The organism is Pasteurella sp. WM03, from assembly GCF_004570945.1.
Lineage (GTDB): Bacteria > Pseudomonadota > Gammaproteobacteria > Enterobacterales > Pasteurellaceae > Rodentibacter.
Genome location: NZ_SPPO01000007.1, coordinates 84,394 through 106,030 on the forward strand (window position 1 = coordinate 84,394; position 21,637 = coordinate 106,030).

30 protein-coding genes and 1 tRNA gene are annotated in these 21,637 nt (G+C 40.9%); 9 read left to right on the plus strand and 22 right to left on the minus strand.

Going from position 1 to position 21,637, the window contains the following annotated elements:
• Positions 1-35: 35 nt before the first annotated feature.
• A complete protein-coding gene (locus E4T92_RS08250; protein WP_135094224.1) occupies positions 36-1,127 on the minus strand; it encodes a metallophosphoesterase in 1,092 nt (363 codons plus the stop codon).
• Positions 1,128-1,242: 115 nt separating this feature from the next.
• Here E4T92_RS08250 and E4T92_RS08255 point away from each other — a divergent pair, with 115 nt between their 5' ends.
• The 6 genes from E4T92_RS08255 (at position 1,243) to E4T92_RS08280 (ending at position 5,957) form a co-directional block, all read left to right on the plus strand.
• Complete coding sequence (locus E4T92_RS08255) at positions 1,243-1,572, plus strand: YbaB/EbfC family nucleoid-associated protein (protein WP_005629464.1); 330 nt, start codon at positions 1,243-1,245, stop codon at positions 1,570-1,572.
• A gap of 60 nt (positions 1,573-1,632) precedes the next feature.
• Positions 1,633-2,235: a recombination mediator RecR gene (recR, locus tag E4T92_RS08260; protein WP_135094225.1), complete on the plus strand. Its 603-nt coding sequence runs from the start codon at positions 1,633-1,635 to the stop codon at positions 2,233-2,235.
• 9 nt (positions 2,236-2,244) lie between these two features.
• Positions 2,245-4,173, plus strand: coding sequence for a DNA topoisomerase III (locus tag E4T92_RS08265; protein ID WP_135094226.1), 1,929 nt, complete (start codon positions 2,245-2,247; stop codon positions 4,171-4,173).
• A 136-nt stretch (positions 4,174-4,309) separates the two neighbouring features.
• Entirely contained in the window at positions 4,310-4,651 is a 342-nt protein-coding gene (gene secG, locus E4T92_RS08270; RefSeq protein ID WP_077542132.1) for a preprotein translocase subunit SecG, read from the plus strand.
• Positions 4,652-4,672: 21 nt separating this feature from the next.
• Positions 4,673-4,758: transfer RNA gene (locus tag E4T92_RS08275), tRNA-Leu, on the plus strand.
• A gap of 206 nt (positions 4,759-4,964) precedes the next feature.
• Positions 4,965-5,957: a site-specific integrase gene (locus tag E4T92_RS08280; protein WP_135094227.1), complete on the plus strand. Its 993-nt coding sequence runs from the start codon at positions 4,965-4,967 to the stop codon at positions 5,955-5,957.
• 32 nt (positions 5,958-5,989) lie between these two features.
• On the opposite strand, the gene E4T92_RS08285 is transcribed toward E4T92_RS08280, so the two are convergent.
• The 10 genes from E4T92_RS08285 to E4T92_RS08330 all read right to left on the minus strand — a co-directional run bounded on the left by E4T92_RS08285 (position 5,990) and on the right by E4T92_RS08330 (position 11,490).
• A complete protein-coding gene (locus E4T92_RS08285; protein ID WP_135094248.1) occupies positions 5,990-6,280 on the minus strand; it encodes a hypothetical protein in 291 nt (96 codons plus the stop codon).
• Positions 6,280-6,792: a MazG-like family protein gene (locus E4T92_RS08290; RefSeq protein ID WP_135094228.1), complete on the minus strand. Its 513-nt coding sequence runs from the start codon at positions 6,790-6,792 to the stop codon at positions 6,280-6,282. Before E4T92_RS08290 ends, E4T92_RS08285 begins: the two co-directional genes overlap by 1 nt.
• Positions 6,793-6,810: 18 nt before the next feature.
• On the minus strand, positions 6,811-7,182 hold the full coding sequence (locus tag E4T92_RS08295; protein ID WP_077540643.1) for a hypothetical protein: 372 nt from the start codon (positions 7,180-7,182) through the stop codon (positions 6,811-6,813).
• A gap of 8 nt (positions 7,183-7,190) precedes the next feature.
• Entirely contained in the window at positions 7,191-9,377 is a 2,187-nt protein-coding gene (locus E4T92_RS08300; RefSeq protein ID WP_135094229.1) for a replication endonuclease, read from the minus strand.
• 9 nt (positions 9,378-9,386) lie between these two features.
• The gene (locus E4T92_RS08305) at positions 9,387-9,698 is read right to left on the minus strand and encodes a hypothetical protein (RefSeq protein ID WP_077473851.1); all 312 of its coding nucleotides are present in this window, start codon (positions 9,696-9,698) and stop codon (positions 9,387-9,389) included.
• A 118-nt stretch (positions 9,699-9,816) separates the two neighbouring features.
• Entirely contained in the window at positions 9,817-10,065 is a 249-nt protein-coding gene (locus E4T92_RS08310; RefSeq protein ID WP_135094230.1) for a hypothetical protein, read from the minus strand.
• Entirely contained in the window at positions 10,066-10,473 is a 408-nt protein-coding gene (locus E4T92_RS08315; protein WP_135094231.1) for a hypothetical protein, read from the minus strand.
• Between the two features lie 14 nt (positions 10,474-10,487).
• Positions 10,488-10,757 carry a hypothetical protein gene (locus E4T92_RS08320; RefSeq protein WP_135094232.1) on the minus strand — a complete coding sequence of 90 codons (270 nt, stop codon included), beginning with the start codon at positions 10,755-10,757 and terminating at the stop codon, positions 10,488-10,490.
• 91 nt (positions 10,758-10,848) lie between these two features.
• Positions 10,849-11,097: a hypothetical protein gene (locus E4T92_RS08325; protein ID WP_135094233.1), complete on the minus strand. Its 249-nt coding sequence runs from the start codon at positions 11,095-11,097 to the stop codon at positions 10,849-10,851.
• A 54-nt stretch (positions 11,098-11,151) separates the two neighbouring features.
• A complete protein-coding gene (locus tag E4T92_RS08330) occupies positions 11,152-11,490 on the minus strand; it encodes a hypothetical protein (RefSeq protein WP_135094234.1) in 339 nt (112 codons plus the stop codon).
• 133 nt (positions 11,491-11,623) lie between these two features.
• On the opposite strand from E4T92_RS08330, the gene E4T92_RS08335 reads away from it, so the two are divergent.
• Positions 11,624-11,857: a hypothetical protein gene (locus E4T92_RS08335; protein WP_059365745.1), complete on the plus strand. Its 234-nt coding sequence runs from the start codon at positions 11,624-11,626 to the stop codon at positions 11,855-11,857.
• Here the strand turns inward: E4T92_RS08335 and E4T92_RS08340 are convergent.
• Positions 11,844-12,095 carry a helix-turn-helix domain-containing protein gene (locus tag E4T92_RS08340; RefSeq protein ID WP_135094235.1) on the minus strand — a complete coding sequence of 84 codons (252 nt, stop codon included), beginning with the start codon at positions 12,093-12,095 and terminating at the stop codon, positions 11,844-11,846. The two genes, E4T92_RS08335 and E4T92_RS08340, sit on opposite strands and share 14 nt — an antisense overlap.
• A 128-nt stretch (positions 12,096-12,223) precedes the next feature.
• On the opposite strand from E4T92_RS08340, the gene E4T92_RS08345 reads away from it, so the two are divergent.
• Entirely contained in the window at positions 12,224-12,919 is a 696-nt protein-coding gene (locus E4T92_RS08345) for a helix-turn-helix transcriptional regulator (RefSeq protein WP_135094236.1), read from the plus strand.
• Positions 12,920-12,971: 52 nt separating this feature from the next.
• Positions 12,972-14,927: an ATP-binding protein gene (locus E4T92_RS08350; protein WP_135094237.1), complete on the plus strand. Its 1,956-nt coding sequence runs from the start codon at positions 12,972-12,974 to the stop codon at positions 14,925-14,927.
• Here E4T92_RS08350 and E4T92_RS08355 read toward each other — a convergent pair.
• The 10 genes from E4T92_RS08355 to E4T92_RS08400 form a co-directional block, all read right to left on the minus strand.
• Positions 14,924-15,976, minus strand: coding sequence for a DNA cytosine methyltransferase (locus E4T92_RS08355; protein ID WP_194199162.1), 1,053 nt, complete (start codon positions 15,974-15,976; stop codon positions 14,924-14,926). The genes E4T92_RS08350 and E4T92_RS08355 overlap by 4 nt on opposite strands.
• Positions 15,977-16,055: 79 nt before the next feature.
• Positions 16,056-17,234, minus strand: a complete 1,179-nt coding sequence (locus E4T92_RS08360) for a phage late control D family protein (protein WP_135094239.1) — start codon at positions 17,232-17,234, stop codon at positions 16,056-16,058.
• Positions 17,234-17,671 carry a phage tail protein gene (locus E4T92_RS08365; protein ID WP_135094240.1) on the minus strand — a complete coding sequence of 146 codons (438 nt, stop codon included), beginning with the start codon at positions 17,669-17,671 and terminating at the stop codon, positions 17,234-17,236. The genes E4T92_RS08360 and E4T92_RS08365 overlap by 1 nt, the downstream gene beginning before the upstream one ends.
• Positions 17,672-17,675: 4 nt before the next feature.
• The gene (locus E4T92_RS11080; RefSeq protein ID WP_167754033.1) at positions 17,676-17,849 is read right to left on the minus strand and encodes a hypothetical protein; all 174 of its coding nucleotides are present in this window, start codon (positions 17,847-17,849) and stop codon (positions 17,676-17,678) included.
• Between the two features lie 225 nt (positions 17,850-18,074).
• A complete protein-coding gene (locus E4T92_RS08375) occupies positions 18,075-18,221 on the minus strand; it encodes a GpE family phage tail protein (protein ID WP_135094242.1) in 147 nt (48 codons plus the stop codon).
• Positions 18,222-18,223: 2 nt separating this feature from the next.
• Complete coding sequence (locus E4T92_RS08380) at positions 18,224-18,520, minus strand: phage tail assembly protein (protein WP_135094243.1); 297 nt, start codon at positions 18,518-18,520, stop codon at positions 18,224-18,226.
• 51 nt (positions 18,521-18,571) lie between these two features.
• Positions 18,572-19,078 (minus strand): phage major tail tube protein, encoded by a 507-nt coding sequence (locus E4T92_RS08385; protein ID WP_135094244.1) that lies wholly within the window; start codon positions 19,076-19,078, stop codon positions 18,572-18,574.
• A gap of 3 nt (positions 19,079-19,081) precedes the next feature.
• Entirely contained in the window at positions 19,082-20,266 is a 1,185-nt protein-coding gene (locus tag E4T92_RS08390) for a phage tail sheath subtilisin-like domain-containing protein (protein ID WP_135094245.1), read from the minus strand.
• A gap of 128 nt (positions 20,267-20,394) precedes the next feature.
• Entirely contained in the window at positions 20,395-20,871 is a 477-nt protein-coding gene (locus E4T92_RS08395; RefSeq protein WP_135094246.1) for an enoyl-CoA hydratase, read from the minus strand.
• Positions 20,856-21,449 (minus strand): phage tail protein, encoded by a 594-nt coding sequence (locus E4T92_RS08400; protein WP_135094247.1) that lies wholly within the window; start codon positions 21,447-21,449, stop codon positions 20,856-20,858. Before E4T92_RS08400 ends, E4T92_RS08395 begins: the two co-directional genes overlap by 16 nt.
• Positions 21,450-21,637 lie beyond the last annotated feature (188 nt).

A 21,637-nucleotide genomic window follows, 5' to 3' on the forward strand; every position in this document is an offset into this window, starting at 1 on the left:
ACGGGGATGAAAACATCCCCATTTTTGACCGCACTTTATTTCCCTTTCATATCAACAATGACCACTTCCGATTGTGATCCCAAACGCATTGGAATGCCCCAGAATCCATAGCCTGATGTCACCATAAAATAGGGTTTGCCGATTTTTTCTAAGCCATAATCAATGCGGTAGGTGAGGGCGGTGATGAGATTCGCCGGAAAAATTTGCCCCTTGTGGGTGTGGCCGGAAACCTGTAAATCAAAAGGCAATGTTGAATGGATTTCCACTTCGGAAGGGCGGTGGTCGAGGACGATAATCGGTAAGTCCGGCTTGGCTTGGTTTAATAATGTTTCTGTACTTGGACGATTTTTTTCGAGATCGTCATTTCGTCCGATTAAAACCAGTTCGTCATTAATGGTTGCCACTTGATCCTTTAATAGGATAATGCCGGCTTGGCGGATTTCTGCGGTAATTTCTTCTTGGTGTCCAAAAAAATCGTGGTTGCCTAGGGTGGCATAAACCCCTAATGGCGCACGAAGTTTTTCTAAATGTGGACGCATATTTTCTGCTAAATAGGCGGTCACATTATCGTCCATAATATCGCCGGGGAGCAGGATTAAATCGACTTTTTGTTCATCCATTATTTGTGCCAGTTTATCTAGGGCTTTCCCGCCAAATAATGTGCCTAGGTGTAAATCGCTTGCCACACCAATTCTCAGCGGTTTTATGGGCTTATCCAATGTGATTTCATAATGTACAAGATGTGGGACATAGGCGTTGTAAATGCTTAATCCGAGTAATCCAGCCAAGGCGAAAGGATAGGAAAGGCGTAAAGTGCGGTCGATTTTTGCTATGATTTTTGTTTTGCTGAAAAGAAAATGAATGATCACAATGCCGATGTTGACAAAGGCTGAAAAAAGCAATAAGGCGAGAATAAAAGCGATAATACGCGCCGCCATAAAAAGTTGCAGGAGCTGTCCAATTAAAAGCGCATTGGGTATGCCAAAAGCGATGAATGCCAGATATTTTTTGCCTTTTGGCGAGAGTTTTCCATCAAAAAGCCAATTCAATGTGCGGTTAAAAATCGTGATAAATAATTGTAAGCTGATAATCGCTATGGCAAAAATAATGTAGTAACGGAATTCCATAAAGTTCGCTGCTTTCCTCAAAATTCTAAAAAGCCGAATAATAAATTTCTCTGTTTCCAAAGGCAAATTTTTTCGCTAGAATGCGCCTAATTTTTTGACTTAAAAGGATAATATTATGTTTGGAAAAGGCGGTTTGGGCGGTTTGATGAAACAAGCGCAACAGATGCAAGAAAAAATGCAGAAAATGCAGGAAGAAATCGCACAACTTGAAGTAACCGGCGAATCAGGTGCAGGACTGGTGAAAATCACCATTAACGGTGCGCATAATTGTCGCCGCATTGATATCGATCCTTCTTTAATGGAAGACGATAAAGAGATGTTGGAAGATTTAATTGCTGCTGCATTCAACGATGCGGTACGTCGTGCGGAAGAATTACAAAAAGAAAAAATGGCCTCGGTCACTGCCGGTATGCCATTACCGCCGGGAATGAAGTTTCCTTTTTAATTGTTTGGTGCGTGAAGAGGGGTTCACGCACGAGCTCCTATTGTCTTTTCATTTATCATTATGCAAAGCAGTCCACTTTTAGAACATCTCATTGATAATCTCCGTTGTTTGCCGGGCGTAGGGCCAAAATCTGCACAGCGTATGGCATATCATCTTCTGCAACGCAATCGCAGTGGTGGAATGAATTTAGCACGAGCGCTCACCGAGGCGATGTCTAAAATTGGGCATTGTTCTCATTGTCGTGATTTCACGGAAGAAGAAGTGTGTAATATTTGCAATAATCCGCGCCGTCAAAATTCCGGTTTGCTTTGTGTGGTGGAAATGCCAGCGGATATTCAAGCCATTGAGCAAACAGGGCAATTTTCCGGTCGATATTTTGTGTTGATGGGGCATTTGTCGCCACTTGATGGCATTGGGCCTCGTGAAATTGGTTTGGATTTATTGCAAAAACGCTTGATAGAGGAATCTTTTCATGAAGTGATCCTTGCCACCAATCCTACCGTAGAGGGTGATGCCACGGCGAATTATATTGCGGAAATTTGCCGTCAACACAATATTAAAGTGAGCCGTATTGCCCATGGTATCCCTGTGGGGGGGGAACTTGAAACGGTTGATGGCACCACACTGACCCATTCTTTCCTTGGTCGCCGTCAAATTGACTAATCTTTTCTTATGCGTTTATTTATCGCCGAAAAACCCAGTTTAGCTCGAGCTATTGCCGATGTGTTGCCTAAACCGCATCAGCGTGGTGATGGCTTTATTAAGTGTGGCGATAAAGACGTGGTGACTTGGTGTGTGGGGCATTTGTTGGAACAAGCAGAGCCCGATGTTTATGATCCTAAATTTAAACAATGGCGATTAGAGCATTTACCCATTATTCCTGAAAAATGGCAACTTTTACCACGTAAAGAGGCAAAAAAACAGCTTTCGGTGGTGGAAAAACTTATTCATCAAGCGGACGAATTAATCAATGCGGGCGACCCGGATCGAGAAGGGCAGCTTTTGGTGGATGAGGTGTTTAGCTATGCAAAGTTGAGTGCAGAAAAGCGTGATAAGATCCAACGTTGCTTAATCAGCGATCTCAATCCCAGTGCGGTGGAAAAAGCGGTTAACAAATTACAGCCGAACCGCAATTTTATTCCGCTCTCCACCTCAGCCTTGGCAAGGTCGCGTGCCGATTGGCTTTATGGCATTAATATGACAAGGGCTTACACCATTCGTGGTCGTCAGGCAGGCTATAATGGTGTGCTTTCTGTGGGGAGAGTACAAACCCCGGTGCTGGGCTTGATTGTACGCCGAGATTTAGACATCGAACATTTTCAGCCGAAAGATTTCTATGAAGTGCTGGCATGGATCAATCCGGAAAGTCAGAGGGAAAAAACACCAGAAAAATCGACCGCACTTTTCAGTGCTTTATGGCAACCCAGCAAGGCGTGCGAAGATTATCAAGATGAAGACGGGCGTGTGCTTTCTAAAGCCTTAGCAGAAAATGTGGTAAAACGTATTACCGAACAGCCGGCGGAAGTGACGGATTATAAAGACGTGCGAGAGAAAGAAACTGCCCCCTTGCCTTATTCTTTATCAGCCTTACAAATTGATGCGGCGAAACGTTTTGGGATGTCGGCACAAGCGGTGTTGGATATTTGTCAGCGATTGTATGAAACCCACCGTCTGATTACTTATCCTCGTTCGGATAATCGTCATTTGCCGGAAGAACATTTTTCCGAACGTCACCAAGTATTGAAAGCGATTTCTGTTCATAGTGAAACCTATCAAACCTTGCCGGATGTGGTGGATATAGACCAAAAAAATCGTTGTTGGAATGATAAAAAAGTGGAAGCGCACCACGCAATTATTCCTACAGTGAAAAGTCGTGTGGTGAATTTAACCAAAGAAGAACGTCATATTTATGAGCTTATTGCTCGCCAATATTTAATGCAATTTTGTCCTGATGCGGAATATCGTAAAAGTAAAATCACATTAAATATTGCCGGCGGCACATTCATTGCTCAAGCACGAAATTTACAAAAAGCAGGTTGGAAAGAATTGCTCGGTAAAGAAGATGAAACGGAAAACCAAGAGCCGTTGTTACCGATCGTGAAAAAAGGGCAAATTTTGCATTGTGAACGGGGTGAAATCCTCAGTAAAAAAACGCAACCGCCAAAACCTTTTACTGATGCAACCTTGCTTTCAGCGATGACGGGGATTGCCCGTTTTGTTCAAGACAAAGAATTGAAAAAAATTCTGCGGGAAACCGATGGATTAGGTACAGAAGCAACTCGGGCAGGTATTATTGAATTACTCTTTAAACGGGGTTTTTTAACTAAAAAAGGACGTAATATTCATAGTACGGAAACAGGGAGAATTTTGATTCAAGCTTTGCCGGATATTGCTACCCAACCGGATATGACGGCACATTGGGAAGCACAGCTCACTGATATTAGCCAAAAGCAAGCTACCTACCAACAATTTATGTATGGGGTGAATCAAATGTTGCCGGATTTAGTGCGTTTTGTTGATTTTAATGCCTTGAGGCAGTTAAGCCAAATAAGCCAAACTTCAGAAAAACCGAGAAAAAGAGCGGTCAAAAAAACGGAATAATACCATATTGGAAAATAAGTTGATTAAACTTGATACAATTGAACAATAAATAAGAAAAAAAACTTGCGAAAAAGATGAAATGTTTATATTATCCGCCCCAGTTTTCTTGCGTGATACGCAATCTAGAGTGGGAAAAATGTATCAGGTTCTTCTATTTATTTATGTCGTTATCTCCATCGCCTTGATTGGATTCATTCTAGTCCAACAAGGTAAAGGGGCGAACGCAGGTGCATCTTTTGGTGGCGGTGCATCAGGTACAATGTTTGGATCAGCCGGTGCCGGTAACTTTTTAACCCGTACCAGTGCAATTTTGGCAACAGCATTTTTCGTCATTGCACTTGTGTTAGGTAATTTAAACTCTCATCGAGGTAATGTAGAAAAAGGTACATTTGATGATTTATCACAGGCCGCTGAACAGATTCAACAGCAAAACGTTGCGCCAGTGGTAGATAATAAGAACAATGATATCCCACAATAAATTAAAATAGATAAATTTAACGCTCTGGTGGTGGAATTGGTAGACACGCTATCTTGAGGGGGTAGTGACCACAGGTCGTGCGAGTTCAAGTCTCGCCCAGAGCACCACAACATAAAACCCAATGCTTTGCATTGGGTTTTTACTTTTCTAAAATACACCTTATTTTTCAATATCTTATATCACCACAAATAACTTCTATTTTGCTATTTGCTGTATTAAAATACAGTTATTTAATGTATAAGCGATCATTGTTTATGATCTGCTTTACAATTCTTTTGCACCAAACTTTGCACCAAAAAATAGAAGACTAAACATGGCAACTTTTACCAAAAGAAACAACAAATGGCGTGCGCAAGTGCGTAAAAAAGGCGTAAGTAAATCTGCTGAATTTGAAACAAAATCAGAAGCCCAAAAATGGGCCGCCTCGCTAGAAAAAGAAATTGAGTTAGCCAATTACAACCCATTAGCAAACACAACATTTTCTCAAGTTATCGATCGATACATCAAAGAATATACGGTCAAAAAACGCGGAGCACGTGAGGAAAAACTACGACTATTTAGAATTTGCGATACCTCATTAGGGCAAGTAGCAATGGACGAGTTAAGCCAACAGGATTTAAGAGAATGGCAGAATAAACGACTATCTGAAGTATCATCAGCAAGCGTACTACGTGAACGTATTGCAATTTCAGCTGTATTAACCCAAGCAGTAAAATGGGGATATATTGAAAAAAATCCACTTTATGGCTTAGATAAACCCGAACAACCGAAAGCCCGTACCCGTTGCTATACTAAACAAGAAATCAATGCGCTTGTTGAAGCATCAGGATTTACTTTTGATGAAGAACCAAAAACAAAATATGCCGCTGTTGGAGCTGCGTTTTTATTTGCGTTAGAAACGGCTATGCGAGCCGGAGAAATATGTTCACTAACGTGGGAAAATGTAAATCTAACTGATCGCACGGCTTTTCTACCTCTCACTAAAAACGGCCACTCCCGAACAGTGCCGCTTACACAGAAGGCAATTAAAATTATTGAGAGAATGCAACGAGCTGAGGATGAATCAACGGTATTTGGTTTAAAGGTAAGTGTGCTTGGTTCTTTATTCCGAAAGTTAAAAATAAAGGCGGGATTAAATGATGTGGACTTACATTTTCACGATACAAGACGAGATGCGCTGACCCGTCTATCAAAAAAAGTGGAAGTGATGACCTTGGCAAAAATCAGTGGTCATCGTGATCTAAAAATCTTACTTAACACCTATTACGCACCGAATATGTCAGAAATTGCCAAGATGCTTGATTAAAAAATAAAGGCATTGTTTCCAATGCCTTCTCTTTAGATTCTATGCTTTTTCTTTTTATTTTTTACGAAAAATTCAATCACTTCATCTTTCACAAAAAGGGTTTTACATTTTCCTCCGGTGCGTGATTGTAGATTGACCGGAGCAGGAAACTTTGGATCAGAAATAATATTGCCGTAAGTGTGGCGATAGCTAAAACCGCTATAATCCGCCACATCTTGAATATCCCATAAGCCTTTTGATTCTTTTGCTTGTTGTTTCTTCTGGGCCAAAATCAACCCTTCAAGCTCCACTAATTTTTCCATCACTTGTTCATTTGTTACCATCACAAATCCCCCTCTTTCACAAACACCCCGTCAATCATTTTTCCCTTACGGTCTTTGATTTCTTCCCATGCTGATTGTACGCAGGTTTTGAAATCAAGATCAAAATAATTTGCCGCTTCTAATAATCCTGTAAAACAAAACTCAAACAAAAGCCCAACCGATTTTTCTTCATCTGATTCCGTTAATGCTTCGGCTAAATGAGCAAAGCATCTAAAAGTATCAAGCAGGCTATCCTCAATCTCACTTTTAAAACTGTGAGATTCCAGTATTAATTCTTCAGCAACCAAGGCTTCGTTCTTACCTCGTTGGGCTGCCAAAATCACCATCACCACAAAACAATCCCCAATACTATCTTTCACTACATCAGGTTTGTTTTTAGACACACCGGAACAAAGCTCACCAAATTCTTCCATCAATTTAATAAATTGTTTTTGTGGAGTAGAGCCTTCAATTAAATTTCTATCTTCCGCCCATAGCTCAATGTTTTTAATAAGTTGTTGTAAATCTACCATTGTTACGTTTCTCCATTATTATTCAAATACAAGACTACTTCTGCTGTATTCTGATGGATTAGCATATCCACGCTGAATTTTGTATTTTTTGGCTAATGTTCTACGATATTCAGGTAAATAGCCCAATACTCTTGCGGTTTTAAGGCTTCCTCCGCAAAAATCGCTACTCAAACACTGAACAAAATCAGAAAATCTTATTCCTGCGGAACAAGCACCTTTTTGGTAATATTGACCTAGAGCAAGGCGAATACCATAAGTTATTTTGTTTTTAGGATCATTCCATTCTTCTAGTGGAAACGGTAGCTGATAATGGTATTTCAAATGCTCTAAGAATTTATATTCAAGTTCATTTGCTTTTATACATGCAGATTCTTGTTTAGATAAAGACATAATTCACCTCACTTTTCATTAATTAACCTAAAATCCCCCAAACTCTCACCCCAACCAAAGGCTTGAGCCAACGGAATTTTTACTTCTTCAATGAAAACATGGTCGTTTTCACAACAAATCCACCGATAGTCATTAAGCCGTAACCGCCCATATTTCATCAACATATCAATTTGACGAGGTTTTAGCGGAAAACCGATAGGCAACATCAATTGATTTGCTTGTTCGATTTTTGAACGGTTACAGTTACTGACACAAGTCCAAGCGGCGCGCTGCGCCTTGTTTGTTTCGGTGGACTCCGAATCGGCAGATGTGGAAACCACACCGCCTTTCTTAATCACCCAATTTTTAACTTTGGTGATAATGGTTTTTAAACTAAATCTGTTTTTCACCCCCACAATTTTCTTTCTTGTTTCGCCGTATTTATTCGGCTCGGTTTCTTCATACTCAATGCCAATCGGCTGATCGCAACGTTTCACCATCGCACCGCCTTGCACATTCAAATAACTGCCAAAACAGCCCACATCAGCCACCGCACGTCCGGTGTCTAATACATCATCATCGGCATAAGATGCCATGGCATCATCAATCTTGCGCAACTCACGCCATGTCGAAATGGGCGGTGTGCCGTAGAATTGAAATTGACGAATGCCCCAAAGATTCGCCCATGCACTCACACGCATCACGTTTTCACGCAAGGTTAAATCTTCCACTTCATCTGATTTTTCGTTTGCCTGTTTGCCGGCATAGATATTTTTTGCGATATATTTCGCAATGTAGCCAATAGCAGAACCTTTTTCAGGATCGATTTCATCCACCTTGCAACGGTGTTTTTTCGCCCCAAATTCCTCACCATCAAGTTCCAGTGCTTTTTTCTTGAATAACTTAATCACCGTTTCTTTGTGTTCCGGTGCGACATAAATCAGTAAATGCCAGTGTGGTGTGCCGTCATGGTGCGGTTCCACACCACGAAAACCGAAAAAGCCAATATCTCGTTTGGCAAATTGCGCACGCAACTGCGCCCACACTTTGTTTAAGTAACGTTGCGTATCCCGTGGGCTTGCCCCTTGCCATTTCTTATTGTTTTTTCCACTTTCATGGGTCGCATGGAAAGAAGAGGGTGCAGTCAAGGTTAAAAATAACGAAACATAGTGGTTTTCCTCCGCCCATTCATCAATGCCACGCAAGCGGTTCATCATCTCGTTAAAACGAATGGCAGGATTGCCCGAAGAACGTTTCCACATATCAATCAACGGCATTTGTTCCGTTGAATCTTCAAGATTCTCAAGCACCATCTGTTCAAGAAATGCCATGGTTTCCGCACGTTGTGCACGGTAATCATTCAACGCACTTTGCGAAACATAAGGGCTGACTTTTGCCGAAACTGCACCACAACCAATTTCAACATGTTCTTTTAATCGTTTTTGTGCCGTTTTTAGCCGGCGAAACCAATGTTTTTCACAGACGGATTTTTGCAAATCGCTGTCAATTTTGTTCACATCTAAAAAAGGGTTCTCAAGAAAGGCGTGCCAGTTTTTAAACGGAAAACCAATATCCGCACAGACTTCACCGCATAAGCGATACATCTCATGCACAAGATCGCCAAAATCATCAACAGTGATTTCCCCTTTAGCCTTGCGTTCTGCTTGCTCATTGACAAAATCAGATTGCAAACGGGAAAACAACATAGCCAGTTTGTATGCCATTTCTTTTAACTGGTGTTCAGCCAACAAATAAAAGGGCAACTGCGGAATGTGTTTACCCTTTGAAAGTGCAACTGCACGAGAGTGAGTATCCCGTTCCGCCAGCCAATCAAGGCTAATGTGATAATGTTGAAAAACTGCTTGTAATCGTTTGGTTAAAATCTCACGCAAATAACTGTTGGCATAAGCTGATTGTTTGTTGCCGAATTGAAACCCGATAGAGCCATCATCAGCGACCGAATCAAAGGCACGCAACCAAACATGGCGGAAATGCTCCCGTTGGCGTTTGCGTGGCAGAACAGCAAGCAGTTTTTCAACATAATCAAATTGATGGGGTGCAGCAGAAAATAACGCCATTTGAGCGCTAGTTGCCGTTGCCTGATCTAAAGTGCGGTTGATTTTGACCGCACTTTCCATCATCAACGCACGTGCATCAGCCATCGCCTGTTCACGCTTGGCAAGATTGAGATCACGTTCTGCTACCCAGTTCATCATTGAATCCTTTTACATCGCCGTATTGGCTAAATATTCACTATGCAATTCAAAGTATTCTTTAATTTTGGCGTTGGTCGAATTCACCGCACTAAGTAAATCTTCCAAACTCAACACTTCATATTGCGCCAAGTCATAACGGCGGACTTCTTCAATCGCACCCCAAACTGTGCTATGCAAACCACCAATGGCACGGGTTTTTTGTTTGCCATGCCAACTATCTTGATCACCTAAAATTTCCAATACTTGAAAACGTGCGCCAATTGGCATAATTTCTAACGTCGCCCCGCAATCTAATGCGATACAAATATTTGTTTCTGCCATTTTTCCCCCTAAAAATATTGACTAAGCCAATCCGCTAACAATCCCAACACGACATTTAACACCGCTGTCAAAAGCATTAAGCCCAACACCGCCACAATCAATCCCACAATCACATCAATCATCTTCTATTCGCTCTCCAATTCGCCCATTCACTATGTTTTTCTAAATAAATTTGGTGTGCTTTTGCCGCCTCATTGCCACATCTCAAAAACTCATTAAATGCCGCGATAACCTGTTCTTCATCGCCACGATCTAAGTGATGGTAATAAGCGAAGAGCTTTTCCTGTGCAATCTCTCTTTTTTGGTAGTAATCCTTCGCCGAATCAGATGCGGCTAATGCCGCAGGGGTAAAAATAATCTTTGCCATTTAATCCTCCCGTTTTTGGTCTATTTGCAAAAACTCACGCTTTGTCACAAGTACGGGCGCAATTTCTTTTCTAATATTGCTCATCAGTTCAAGGGCAGCAGCGATTTTTAATTGCCCCATTGGGGTGTAATCGCTCAACTTACTATTTGAATAACCATTGATTCTGTCGGAGATCAACAAAGCATCTTCGCCCATATATGCCTTATCACTCGCAAACTTTAGAAAAAGGGCTTTAGCTTTGGACGAACAACCATCAAAATGGGCTTCCACCCGAAATTTGCTTTTATTCGAAACATGGCGTGCTTCCGCCCAACTGCTGATTTGTTCCACAGGAACGTTGTTTAATCGGCAATAAATCTGTGCAGCACATTCCGCTTCATCACCGTTCAAATAAGGCATAATTGGCATACACACCCCCTCGCTTATTTCCCCGTAACGAAATCAACCCATTTCTTAAACCAACGTTTCACAGGGTTAAGCCATTTCGCTTTTTCCAATTCCGCTACACGATCGTGCAAAGATTCATTCAATAAAACCTGTTGCGCATTTAAACCGACTTGATGTGTGATATGACGTTCCAACACCTTCACTTTCAGCTCCAGTGCTTTCACCTTTTGGTTTAGCTGCCACACATTCACCCGTTCACGTTTACGGGTATTTCGGCTGTCATAGGTATATTTTTTGCTTATCATTTGCTCAAACTCCTAAATTTTGGTTGCAAAAATCCTGTCGATTGATTTTCATCAAACGACAAGGGTTAAAAATTAAAGGGAAAATTAAATATTAATCGGTGGCGATTTCGATTTGGCGTTCGTCCGTTTGGTCTAACGGCTTACTTCCCATCATCGCTTTTTGATTTGGGTTAAAATCTGCAGTTTCGACCTCTACAATCTCACTCATCACTTTAAAACGGCACTCATGGCACCCATGGCAATAGCCCAAGGTTCTTGTGCTTAACTTAGATAATTTTTCAGAGGTACGCACAAAAATATTTGTCGAACCGCACTTAGGACAGGTCACATTAACTTTCACTTTCACCACCTTTTGTTATACTTACACCGTTTATTTACTTACCATTAAGGAAATCTATGACCGACGATCAATTTGATGAACTTGTTGAAGATAACAGACAAAGTCACCTACGCATTTATGCGCTTGAACGGATTCTTGAACTTTTTCTTCACCACAAGACAGATGCGCAACACCGTGAACTTCTCGGGTATTATGAATACATACGGAACCAGCATCTAAACAATCTCGACCTTGATGAAGATCAAGCAGAAAAGATTGAAGCATTATTTGACGAGCTTGAAGTCGTTCTACAGAAGTAGCGCCATTGTCAAATAACGTGAATTGAAGACGGTATTTACCGTCTTTTGTTTTGCGGATAAAGAATCTACCGCTCGCTTGAATTGTCTCACACATACACACACCCTTTCTTCTACTCAAAAACCTTTCTCAATTGTTCATCAACGTTGTTTGCCATAATGCCTCCTGTTATGCCAAAATGTGTACTAACACACCTGAAAGAAAAACAACTAACGCTGCGATATACGCTATGTTCAAACGATTATTAAATTTCATCATTAATTGGTCTCTCTTTGCCGCCATCTCCACCCTCACTTTTATCTTATTGAGTGATAATCCTACGCTAACAATACAAAACTATGCGTTTACGCAAGGTCACCTTCGTTGGTTTATTGGTTTACTGATGGCACTGTTTACTTATAAAGAACGCCATTACATCAAAAACGAAATTGAGCGTTTTGTTCGTTGGATTAAAGCGCTTTAGCTTTCTTCTCAAAAACCTTTTTCAACCCTTCATAAATCACCGCCCAATCCACATCCGGTCGCAATTCTGTTGGGTTCACTTCAAAATTGGTGGCTTGCAGAATGGGTGGAATGTATTTCACATCCATTTTTCCACCGTTTAGCCAAAGATTTACTGTAGGTTGGCTAACTCCACATGCTCTTGCTAATGCAGATTGACTTTTACAAATATCAATTGCTTTACTGACAGATTCACTCATGGTCTAAATTATAACCTCACCTATAATTTATCCTTGAATTAAATTATAGGTAAACTTTTAATAACTGCAAGAATTATTTTATTGTTTTATTCAAAGTTTACCTATAATTTATATGCAAGGAGAAATTTATGTCTGATTTATCTACCCGTCTTAAAACTTTACTTGATGAGAAAGGGCTATCAATGAATGCTTTTTCAAAGTTAGTAGGAGTGAGTCAACCAGCCATTAGCGATATTGTGAGTGGCAAAACACGTGCGCCTAAAAATATCGTTGAAATTGCGACCGCACTTGGTGTGAACGTGCATTGGCTGAAAACAGGGGAAGGGGATCCTGAACCTAACGATAAAGTGATCACTTCACTTTATAGCGGAGAGCAAGATGAACAACATCATTTACGGGTTGATTTATTAGACGTGCAGTTAGCAGCAAATTCAACAGGCATTATCAATAGTGATTATCCTGAAGTGTTATCCCGCCTTTATTTCACAGAAGAAGGTGTACAACGTTTACTGGGGCGAACGACAACAGGGGGCATCTACCTTTTTAAAGTGCCAACGGATAGTATGACACCAACAATAATGCCTGATGATTTAGTGTTTATTGATACCAAAATCAACGAATATGTAGGCGAGGGCGTTTACGCTTTTAATCTTAACGGCGAACTCTATATCAAACGCCTACAACGTTTGCCGACCGGTATTTTTCGGGCGTTAAGCGATAATCCGCTTTACCCCCCGTTTGATATTACCGATGAATTATTCGACACCGCCGTGATTATTGGCAAGTTTATTCGGGCGGTAGAGTTGAAAGCGAAGGTGTTGTGATGAAATATTTTGTTTATATGAATGCAGATAAAAGTACTCATAAGGATTAATCATGGCAAAGTTTAAAATAGATCTTAATGTTCTAAATCATTTAGGATTAAGCTTGTACACAAATACACCGGCGGTATTAACTGAAATTGTATCAAATGCTTGGGATGCCGATGCAACAGAAGTACATATTGATATTGATAAAGATAACGGCACGATTACGATATCAGATGATGGCCATGGAATGAATACTGATGATGTGGAAAATAAGTTCCTTAATGTTGGTTATGCTAGACGCAAGGATAATAGAGCGAAAAGTCCAAAATTTCAACGTGATGTCATGGGGAGAAAAGGAATTGGCAAATTGGCAATGTTTTCGCTTGCTAATGAAGTGTCAGTTTATACTAAAACAGAAGAAGATGATAATGTAGTAGCGTTAAAAGTGGATGTTTCTAATCTTAGTCAAGCTATTGAACAAAATCAAGACTATGAAACGGAAAGCATTGACGATGTTTCAATTTTTACACAAAAGCATGGTACAACCATTATCCTATCAGAACTTGACAAACAAATTAAGACTACTGCAACTTACTTAAAAAAACACCTCGCAAGACGTTTTAGTATTATAGGGCAAAAATTTAATTTTAAAGTATTCATCAATAAAGAAGAAATTACGCTTGAAGATCGAGGTTATACTTCAAAGATTGAATTTTTATGGTCTTTTGATAACTCTACACTGGATTTAAAAAATAAAGCATCTCAATATAAAGAATTACCTAACAAGGTAAACTATAACGGGAGAACATTTGAAATAACAGGCTTTATTGCTAGTGTAGGTAAGCCTTCAGAACTGAAAGATGAAGAGGTCTCAAATAATGCAATTACCATTTTAGCGAATGGTCGTATTTTTCAAGAAAATATATTGGAAGAACTGGATAACGCTAAAATTTTCACAAGTTATCTTGTTGGTGAAGTAAATGCTAATTTTTTAGATGACTCTGACTATCAAGATATGGCAACATCGTCTCGTCAGGGTTTACGTCAGAATGACGAACGTTATTCAATTTTGAAAAATTTTATTGCTGATGCTCTAAAAATTGTTGATACGGATTGGGATACTTGGCGAAAGAAAGAAGGATTAAAAGAGGTAAAAGCAAAACATCCATCTTTACAAAAATGGCTTGATAGTTTGAGTGATACTCGAGATAAAAAGGCAGCGGAAGATTTATTAAGTAAGGTCAATACTATTCGGTTTAACGGCTCTGATGAAGAACAAGAGGCATCACGTAAGGATGTGTTAAAAAGTGCAGTGTTAGCTTTTGAAAAATTAAAAGTAAGAGGAAATCTTGAAAGGTTAAATGAATTATCTTCTTTTGACGCTAGAGTTTTTAAACCAATATTACAATCAATTGATGATATTGAGGAAAGCTATTTTTATGATGTCACTAAGCAACGATTGGGTATCATTGAAAAATTTAAAAATCTAGTAGATGAAAATCAAAAAGAAAAGGTTGTTCAGGAGTATTTATATAATCATTTATGGCTGCTTGATCCATCTTGGGAAAGAACTACTGAATCTTATATAGAGCAACCTCTAACAGACGAAATAAAACGAATATGCCCTGAAATTGAATGTGGAGCACGGGTTGATATTGCATATAAAGCAATCACGGGTAAGCATGTTATCATTGAAATGAAGAGACCTTTAGTAAAAACAGATATTTTTGGTCTAGCTCAGCAGGGGGCAAAGTATCGTTCGGCAACGCAAGAGTGGTATCGAAATAATCAAGGTTTAGATGAAATTTCCAGTATTGAAATTTACTTCTTAATAGGAAGTCAGTCCAAAGATAGAATTTATAAAACTGCTGAAAAAAATGTTATTGATGGGCAGTTGCAAAGTATTAATGCTAAAATTCTCACTTATGATGAACTAATTACGAAAGCTAATCAAGCTTATAATACATATCTAACTAGTCGTTCGGAAGTTAGAAGGATAAAAGAACTAATAGATGCTATCTAAATCATATTGTGATTCATAGTCCATTTTTCTAAGTGGGCTATGAAACTTTTTCCAATTATCTCACCCAAAGTCACAGGAACAGCATTTCCAATCATTTTTCCAACAGAGTTTAGGTTGATTGGCTGATCTTCAGGACAAAATTGATAGTTTTCAGGAAATGCTTGAAAAATAGCAGCTTCTCGAAGTGAGATCGCTCTGTCTTGCTCAGGGTGTCCAAAACGTCCGTTTCCGTAGCCATAGCATAATGTAGTCATTGTCGGACTCGGCTTGTCCCAACTCATTCTTCCATATACAGCTGAATATGTCGCACCACTTGCTCTTTTATGGCATTCAGTACGTAGCGATTCTGGCCAATCTCGCCAAGTTCCACCTTGCTTTGAGGCTTGGATTCTTTTTAAATTGAGTTCGCTCAATGCCATAGAGCGGTGAAGACGATCGGATGTACAGGTTTCACCCGCATGAATTGGAGGCAAGTGTTTAATAACATCTTGAACAGTCACCCAGTTTTCCACGCTGTGAGTTGGCTCAATCATTTTGATTTCACCTAACTTGGAGGCGAGTAGAACGTGTCGCTTACGCTGTTGAGGTAAGCCATAATCTACACATTTAATCGTATCAGCCCAAATAAAGTATCCTTGTGATTTTAATTCATTAACAAAATCGTGATATACCTGATGTTTGATTACTTCAGGCACATTTTCCATCGTAATAAGCTCTGGTTGTGTTTCTTTAATTAAACGTGCAAAAGCATAAAGCAAAGGCCATTTTTTATCTGAACGAGTATCTTTTCCTTGGTTGTATTTAGAAAACGGTTGACAAGGTGCGCAACCTGCTAATAATCGAATATTATCTTTTTTATACCATTGGATAATTTCGTCACCATCAACAAGTGATACATCTTTGTTAATAAAAGAGGCTTGATTATTAAACTCAAAAGCAAATCGACAGGTTTCTTCTATATCGTAGCCTGCTTTTACTTTTATTCCCGCTTTTTGTAGTCCGGCGGTTAGTCCACCTGCACCACAGAAAAGGTCAACAGCTTCTATCATTCTTATTATCCTAAAATTAAATATGGTTTAATTTTACTTAATCATTACCTGTAATGCAAAGTTGCAATTTTATAGTAAATTACTTTTCCTCTTTCCTCACCGCCACTTCTTCCGTTTCAACCTTCAACTCACACTCCACCTGCGAAGTATAGCCATTATCACTGATACTATGTGAAACCTTAGTAATTAACCAATCCGACCCATCAATTTCTTGTTTAAAGCCTGAAAGCTGCACCGGTGTTTCCGGCATTAGATCGGGTATGCCGTAGGCAAGACTGATGCTAAAGGTGGCGACACCGCGTTTGAGTTTGTCAAAAGCGGATTTTGCGGCATTAATTGCCGATGCTTCCGTGGCGTAAGTGTGGCGAAGGGTTTTGATTTGATCGCTATTGCTTGTAACCGGCTCTTGCTGTTCTACGGTGTTGTATTTCCGCTTGCTCAAGTGTCTGCCTTTCACTGTGCCGTTTTTCAGCGTTCTGCCTTTTGTCATTCTCTGTTTTTTCACGATTTTAGTGTTGGTATCAACGGTGATCTCCCCCCGTTTGCCGGTGTCCGTATTGTGCCAATAGGCACGCACGGCTTTGTAGTTGTCGCTTTCGGCAATGCTGAAATTGTAGCTGTCGCCTTCCGATTTAGTGATTTGAACCGCTGGAATGGGTTTGTCTGTGGCAGTTTTGGCTGCGCCCAATGGCATAAACAGCAACACGCCATTTTTCACCGTTGCCATTGCGCCATATTCTTCTGCAAGGCGTGTCAGTAAATTAATGTCGCTTTCGTTGGTTTGGTCAATGTGCGAAATGGTTTGTTCGGTATATTCTTTGGCACATTGGCTTTCCAATTTATTTTCTTTGGCGATTTGTTCAATCAATGCACCGAGTTTGATATTGTGAAATGACCGCTCTTTTTGCTCGCTAAGACTTCCTTTTAAATCTGCCGCTCTTGCCCGAATGGTGAGGGTATCGGGCGAGCCGGAAAACTGCACTTCATCAACCAAATATTTTCCTTTATCAATCAACGGCTCACCTTGCCAACCTATCGCCACTTGAATGGCGGCGTTACGAGGGGGAAGGGCGAGTTTGCCGTCGTGGTCGGAAAGCTGCAAATCAAGCATGTCCGCTTCAAAGCCTCGATTGTCCTCAATCTGCATACTCATTAAACGGTCAGCGACAGTTTGGGTGATGTCGTTTTTCTGTTTGTCCTGTGTGATCACAACCACAGAAAATTTAGGTGTGCGGTGATTGGTGGCAAACTCAAACATTAAAATGCTCCCATTATATTTTGCGCAAGCTCAATCAATAGTGGATCATCAGTACGTTTTAAATTAAGGGTAAAATCAATGGCACGTGCCGTGCCATCGCCGAATAATTCTGTGCGGGTTTCTTGGATTGATTCGATCACAAAGAACCCCATCAACATAAAATTTGCCCCTTCAATCAGTGGAAATGCCGCACCGCTTTCTGCCATTAGCTCAAGCATGGCAAGGCTTAATGTACCGCCTGTGATTTCTGGAATTAGCCTGCCACTAATCGTGACGGTTTCAGAATCTTTGCCGGTAAACTGGGTTTTCGGCATTTGCCCCACAACAGAATTGGTGGGATGTCGCCACGATGATTGACGGTCAAAACTTTGAAAAGGCACGGTTTGACGGGTAAACACAAACACGCCAAGGGCAGCAAGGGCGGAGTTTTGTAGCATGATGTTATCCTTCAGATTGAGATTTATCAGAAGTCTTGATTGTCATGCTAACCAGCAAAACATCAATAAAAACGAGCCAACCCCAACCCTCAATTTGGTGATACATCAGGAACGTAGCAAAACCTGACACGGAAATAATGGAAAGAAAATAGAAAAGAAAAATAAATACAGATTTCATTTTTGAATTCCATAAAAAGGACGGTCAAAAAATTCCAATATTATGTTGCAGTTGCATAATTTGTTTTTTGTAGGGACACACTGCGTGTGTCCGAATTTTAACCTATTGAAATGACTTGATGAGTGAAAAAGAAAAGCAATGCCAAAGATAACAATCAGCCAAAAGCAGAGAAGTGAGGCCAACAAAATGCGCCAAATCACATAACGGGGTTTTGCCATTAAATAATCAATCACCTTCTGTCTCATTGCGTTCTCTCGCTTTTTCCCGCCATTGCATAAGCTCGCTAAATGTCATCTCGTCAAAGGCTTGCGGTTGCCAGTGAAAGATCAGGGCAATGTCTGCCATGGCATCTTCCACGGTTTCAGCAATCAGAATTACTCGGTCGGTTCTTCCGTTTCCGAGTTCTTCCCTAAAAAACCGACAGCCGCCGCAGCCAATTCAGTGAAGTCTGCCACTTCCATTGTGGAAAAGTCCGCTTTGTGTAGCACCGGTTGGGTAACGCGTGGCAATAACACTTGCAATGCGTCCACGTCCATTTGTAACACGTCAAACATTTTCAGGCCTTTTAATGCCGGCACGGTGGGCTTAATCACGGTAATGTCGGTGATTGATTTGTCGCCACGCATAATCGGGGTAGATAAGGTGATGATTTTTGAGGTTTCGTTTTTCATAATAAATCCCAAGGTTTAGTAAAAGCCCCTTTCGGGGCAAGGTGTGTGAAATTAAATGCCGATGGCTGCACGGTGTTCCGCTAAGCGGTCGTTACCGTCCACGATAAACACGGAATTGAGTAGATCAATTTCTATAATATCTTTGCCGTTTTCGATGATTTTGTAATAAGTCAAAGGCACGGTGTAGCTTTGTTCGGTATCATCGCCCGATTTGCTTGTGCCATTGTCTATTTCCCCAAAACGACCACGCATAACAAGTTCAATACTGGTGACTTCTTCGGTGTCGTCTTGTTGATATGCACCGGCAAAGCGTAGCGGTGTGCCGTCAATCGCTCCGCCAAATTGTTTCAAAAGCTCGGTCATATAACCGCCCATTTTGAATTGCGCTTCAAGAGCTTCAACACCGAGATTGACTTTAACCGGACCAAGCATTCCGCCTGCACGGTATTCTTCCAGTTTTAAAGCGAGTTTAGGTTGGGTGATTTCGGTGACTTGACCACGGTAGGAATTGCCGTCAGCCAAGAAATTCATCAGTTTTAATTTACGGGGTAAAGCCATTGGTTACGCTCCTACTTTTGCAATGTTGGCAGCAAACTCAACCAAATATTCATCGCTGATGTATTGGTTAAAGCCAAGTTGTTCTAACGGTGGTACAGGGCAGTAGTCATAAGAGACTAGCAATTTTGCATCTTTTAAGGTTGCTGCGGTGTTTAATTCAGGATTGATAAAGGCTTTACCGCCAACTAAGTAACCTTTCGCCACAAATTCACGCCATTTCGCATTGATGGCTTCCACAATTTCTTTCACAAGATTGACGGAAATATCTTTATCTACCGCCCAATCGAAAGATTGTGCAATGGTATCTTTCAATACCTGCGCGGTGCGGGTGTAGTTTTCATAAATGAACAACTTGTCGGCAGAACAGGTACGTAAGCCCCAGAATTTGTAACCGTTGTAATTAATACAAGCGGTAATGCCTTGTTCGTTCAAATAATTCACATCAGTCGCACTGTCGTTGATGTCGAATGAAAGCGGTTTTGTGACACCCGTTACACCGTTTAAACCCTTGTTTGAAATAGAGGTATGCCAACCAAATTCTTTATCTTGGAATGCACGCATTGCAGCAGCGCGCACCACGGCATAATCTACTTCGGTTTGTTTGGTGTGAGGATTGAAAGAAAGGAAATCACCAAAAATCAACATTAGCTCACGTTGTGAGAATTGACGGCGATAAGTCACAGCTTGTTCTTTTGTGTTGCAACCGTAGCAAGAAGCATATACAAAGCCGTTGAGTTTTTGCACCACGCTGATTAATTCAACGGTGACATCTTGCGAATCATATTTTGGCACACAGAAAATGCGGGGTTTAACTCCACAAACGGCGGCAGAAACTAAAAACGCTTTCAAGCCGGTGTAATTGCCTTCGTCATCGACACCGCCGATCACGTTGGCTTTCATTTGTGATTCATCGGCATTTTCTGCAACACGGATCACAACGACTTTACAATTGACAATATCTAAAATGCCGTCTAATGCACGGGAAAGCGTACCGGTTTTGCCTGCTTTGGCAATGATTGACGGTGTAATGCCGGTGAGCAAGGTTGGTTTATTCAGTGGGAAGGTGTCATTGTCTGCGTCAGGTGCTGTCGCAACCAAACCAATGACGGCAGTGGATGATGTCGTCAAGGTGCGCAAAGCTTCGGAAATTTCAGTGACTTTGACACCGTGGAGATATTCTTCAGACATAATTTAGCCCTATGGTTTCTGCTGATTAAAAGATAGGGCTATTTTGCGTGAGTACGTAGGGGAGTGCGAGCGGGGGAAAGTGTGAGCAATCAATTAACAAAGTGCGGTCAAAATTGACCGCACTTTTATCACCTCCTACTTGGTCGGTATATGACAGCCAACTGATTTGGGCTAAACCGCCAACCTTCTTCACTTCCACGAATGGCATTAAAACACCATTCGCTACAAAAATATTTTGAGCGTTTTTGTTTAATCCCAAACACAATCCCCAACACGCCCCACCAATCGTATTTTGCGCCCGAAGTGCGGTCAAAATAGGCGTTGATTTGGGGCTCGGTGATGTTATCTAGCGGGATTAAGTCCCACTTGGTGCGGTCGGCTACATTGATTCGCTTACAACGTACGCCGCCGTCACGTGGGCTTGATGAATAGCAGTCATAATAGATATTTGGTTGACAATGGTCACCGTGAGTGAATTGCTGTTGCTCAATAGCGATTTCGCAATGGCTATATTTACCTTTAGTAAAGAGGCAAATAATCTTATCTTGCAGGCGTTCAAAGCGGCTTTTAGCCTTGCCTTTGTAAAGGGCTAAATAGATTGCCATTGGTCAATCTCCTTACTAATATTTTCCAGTTCTTCTAAGGTTTGGGCTTGTTCAATATGGGTTTCAAAATTCTGCTTAACGGCAAAGGTTTTTCCCATAATGATTGCAAACAAATCCGCTTTTTCGATAACTTTTTCCTTGAGTTGCTCAATATTAGCTAAATCGTCCCGCCCCTCGAATAGTTCGGTCAACAACATTAACGGTAATTCGCCCCGTGCCTCACGTTCCTGCCGATAAAAACTATCAATTTCAGCTTGGGAATAGCCCTGCAAATACTGTGCTTTTAATTGGTCGGTTTTATCCGCAATGTGTTGCAATAACGCTGTTTTTCGGTCGGTTAAAAGTGCGGTCAGTTTTTCCGCTGAAATCTCCCAGTTTTTACCGTCCCAATCATATCCATCTGACGGGCGGGGCGGGGTCGCTTTCACTTTGCCGTCTAAAATATAAAGCTCGCAACCTGCATCACGTTTAGCGATAAGTTCATCATATTCTGCCTCTGACACGTTGATAGCGTTTGCCGGAATGTTGTGGATACCCTCAACTAAAAAAGCATTGATCGTTTCGTCAAAAAAATACATAAATCCTCCTTATCGTCCAATCGCAATCCAGTGCGCATTTTGGGCATCGCCCTCAAATTTTCCTTTGTGATAAAACTTGGTGTTGCTAATATTGGTGATGATATATGGCTCGTAATTTCTTCCCTCACCTTGCGTCCCCACAACGGAAAAGCAGCTATTCGGAAAAGCAATCGGGAAATTGACCCAAC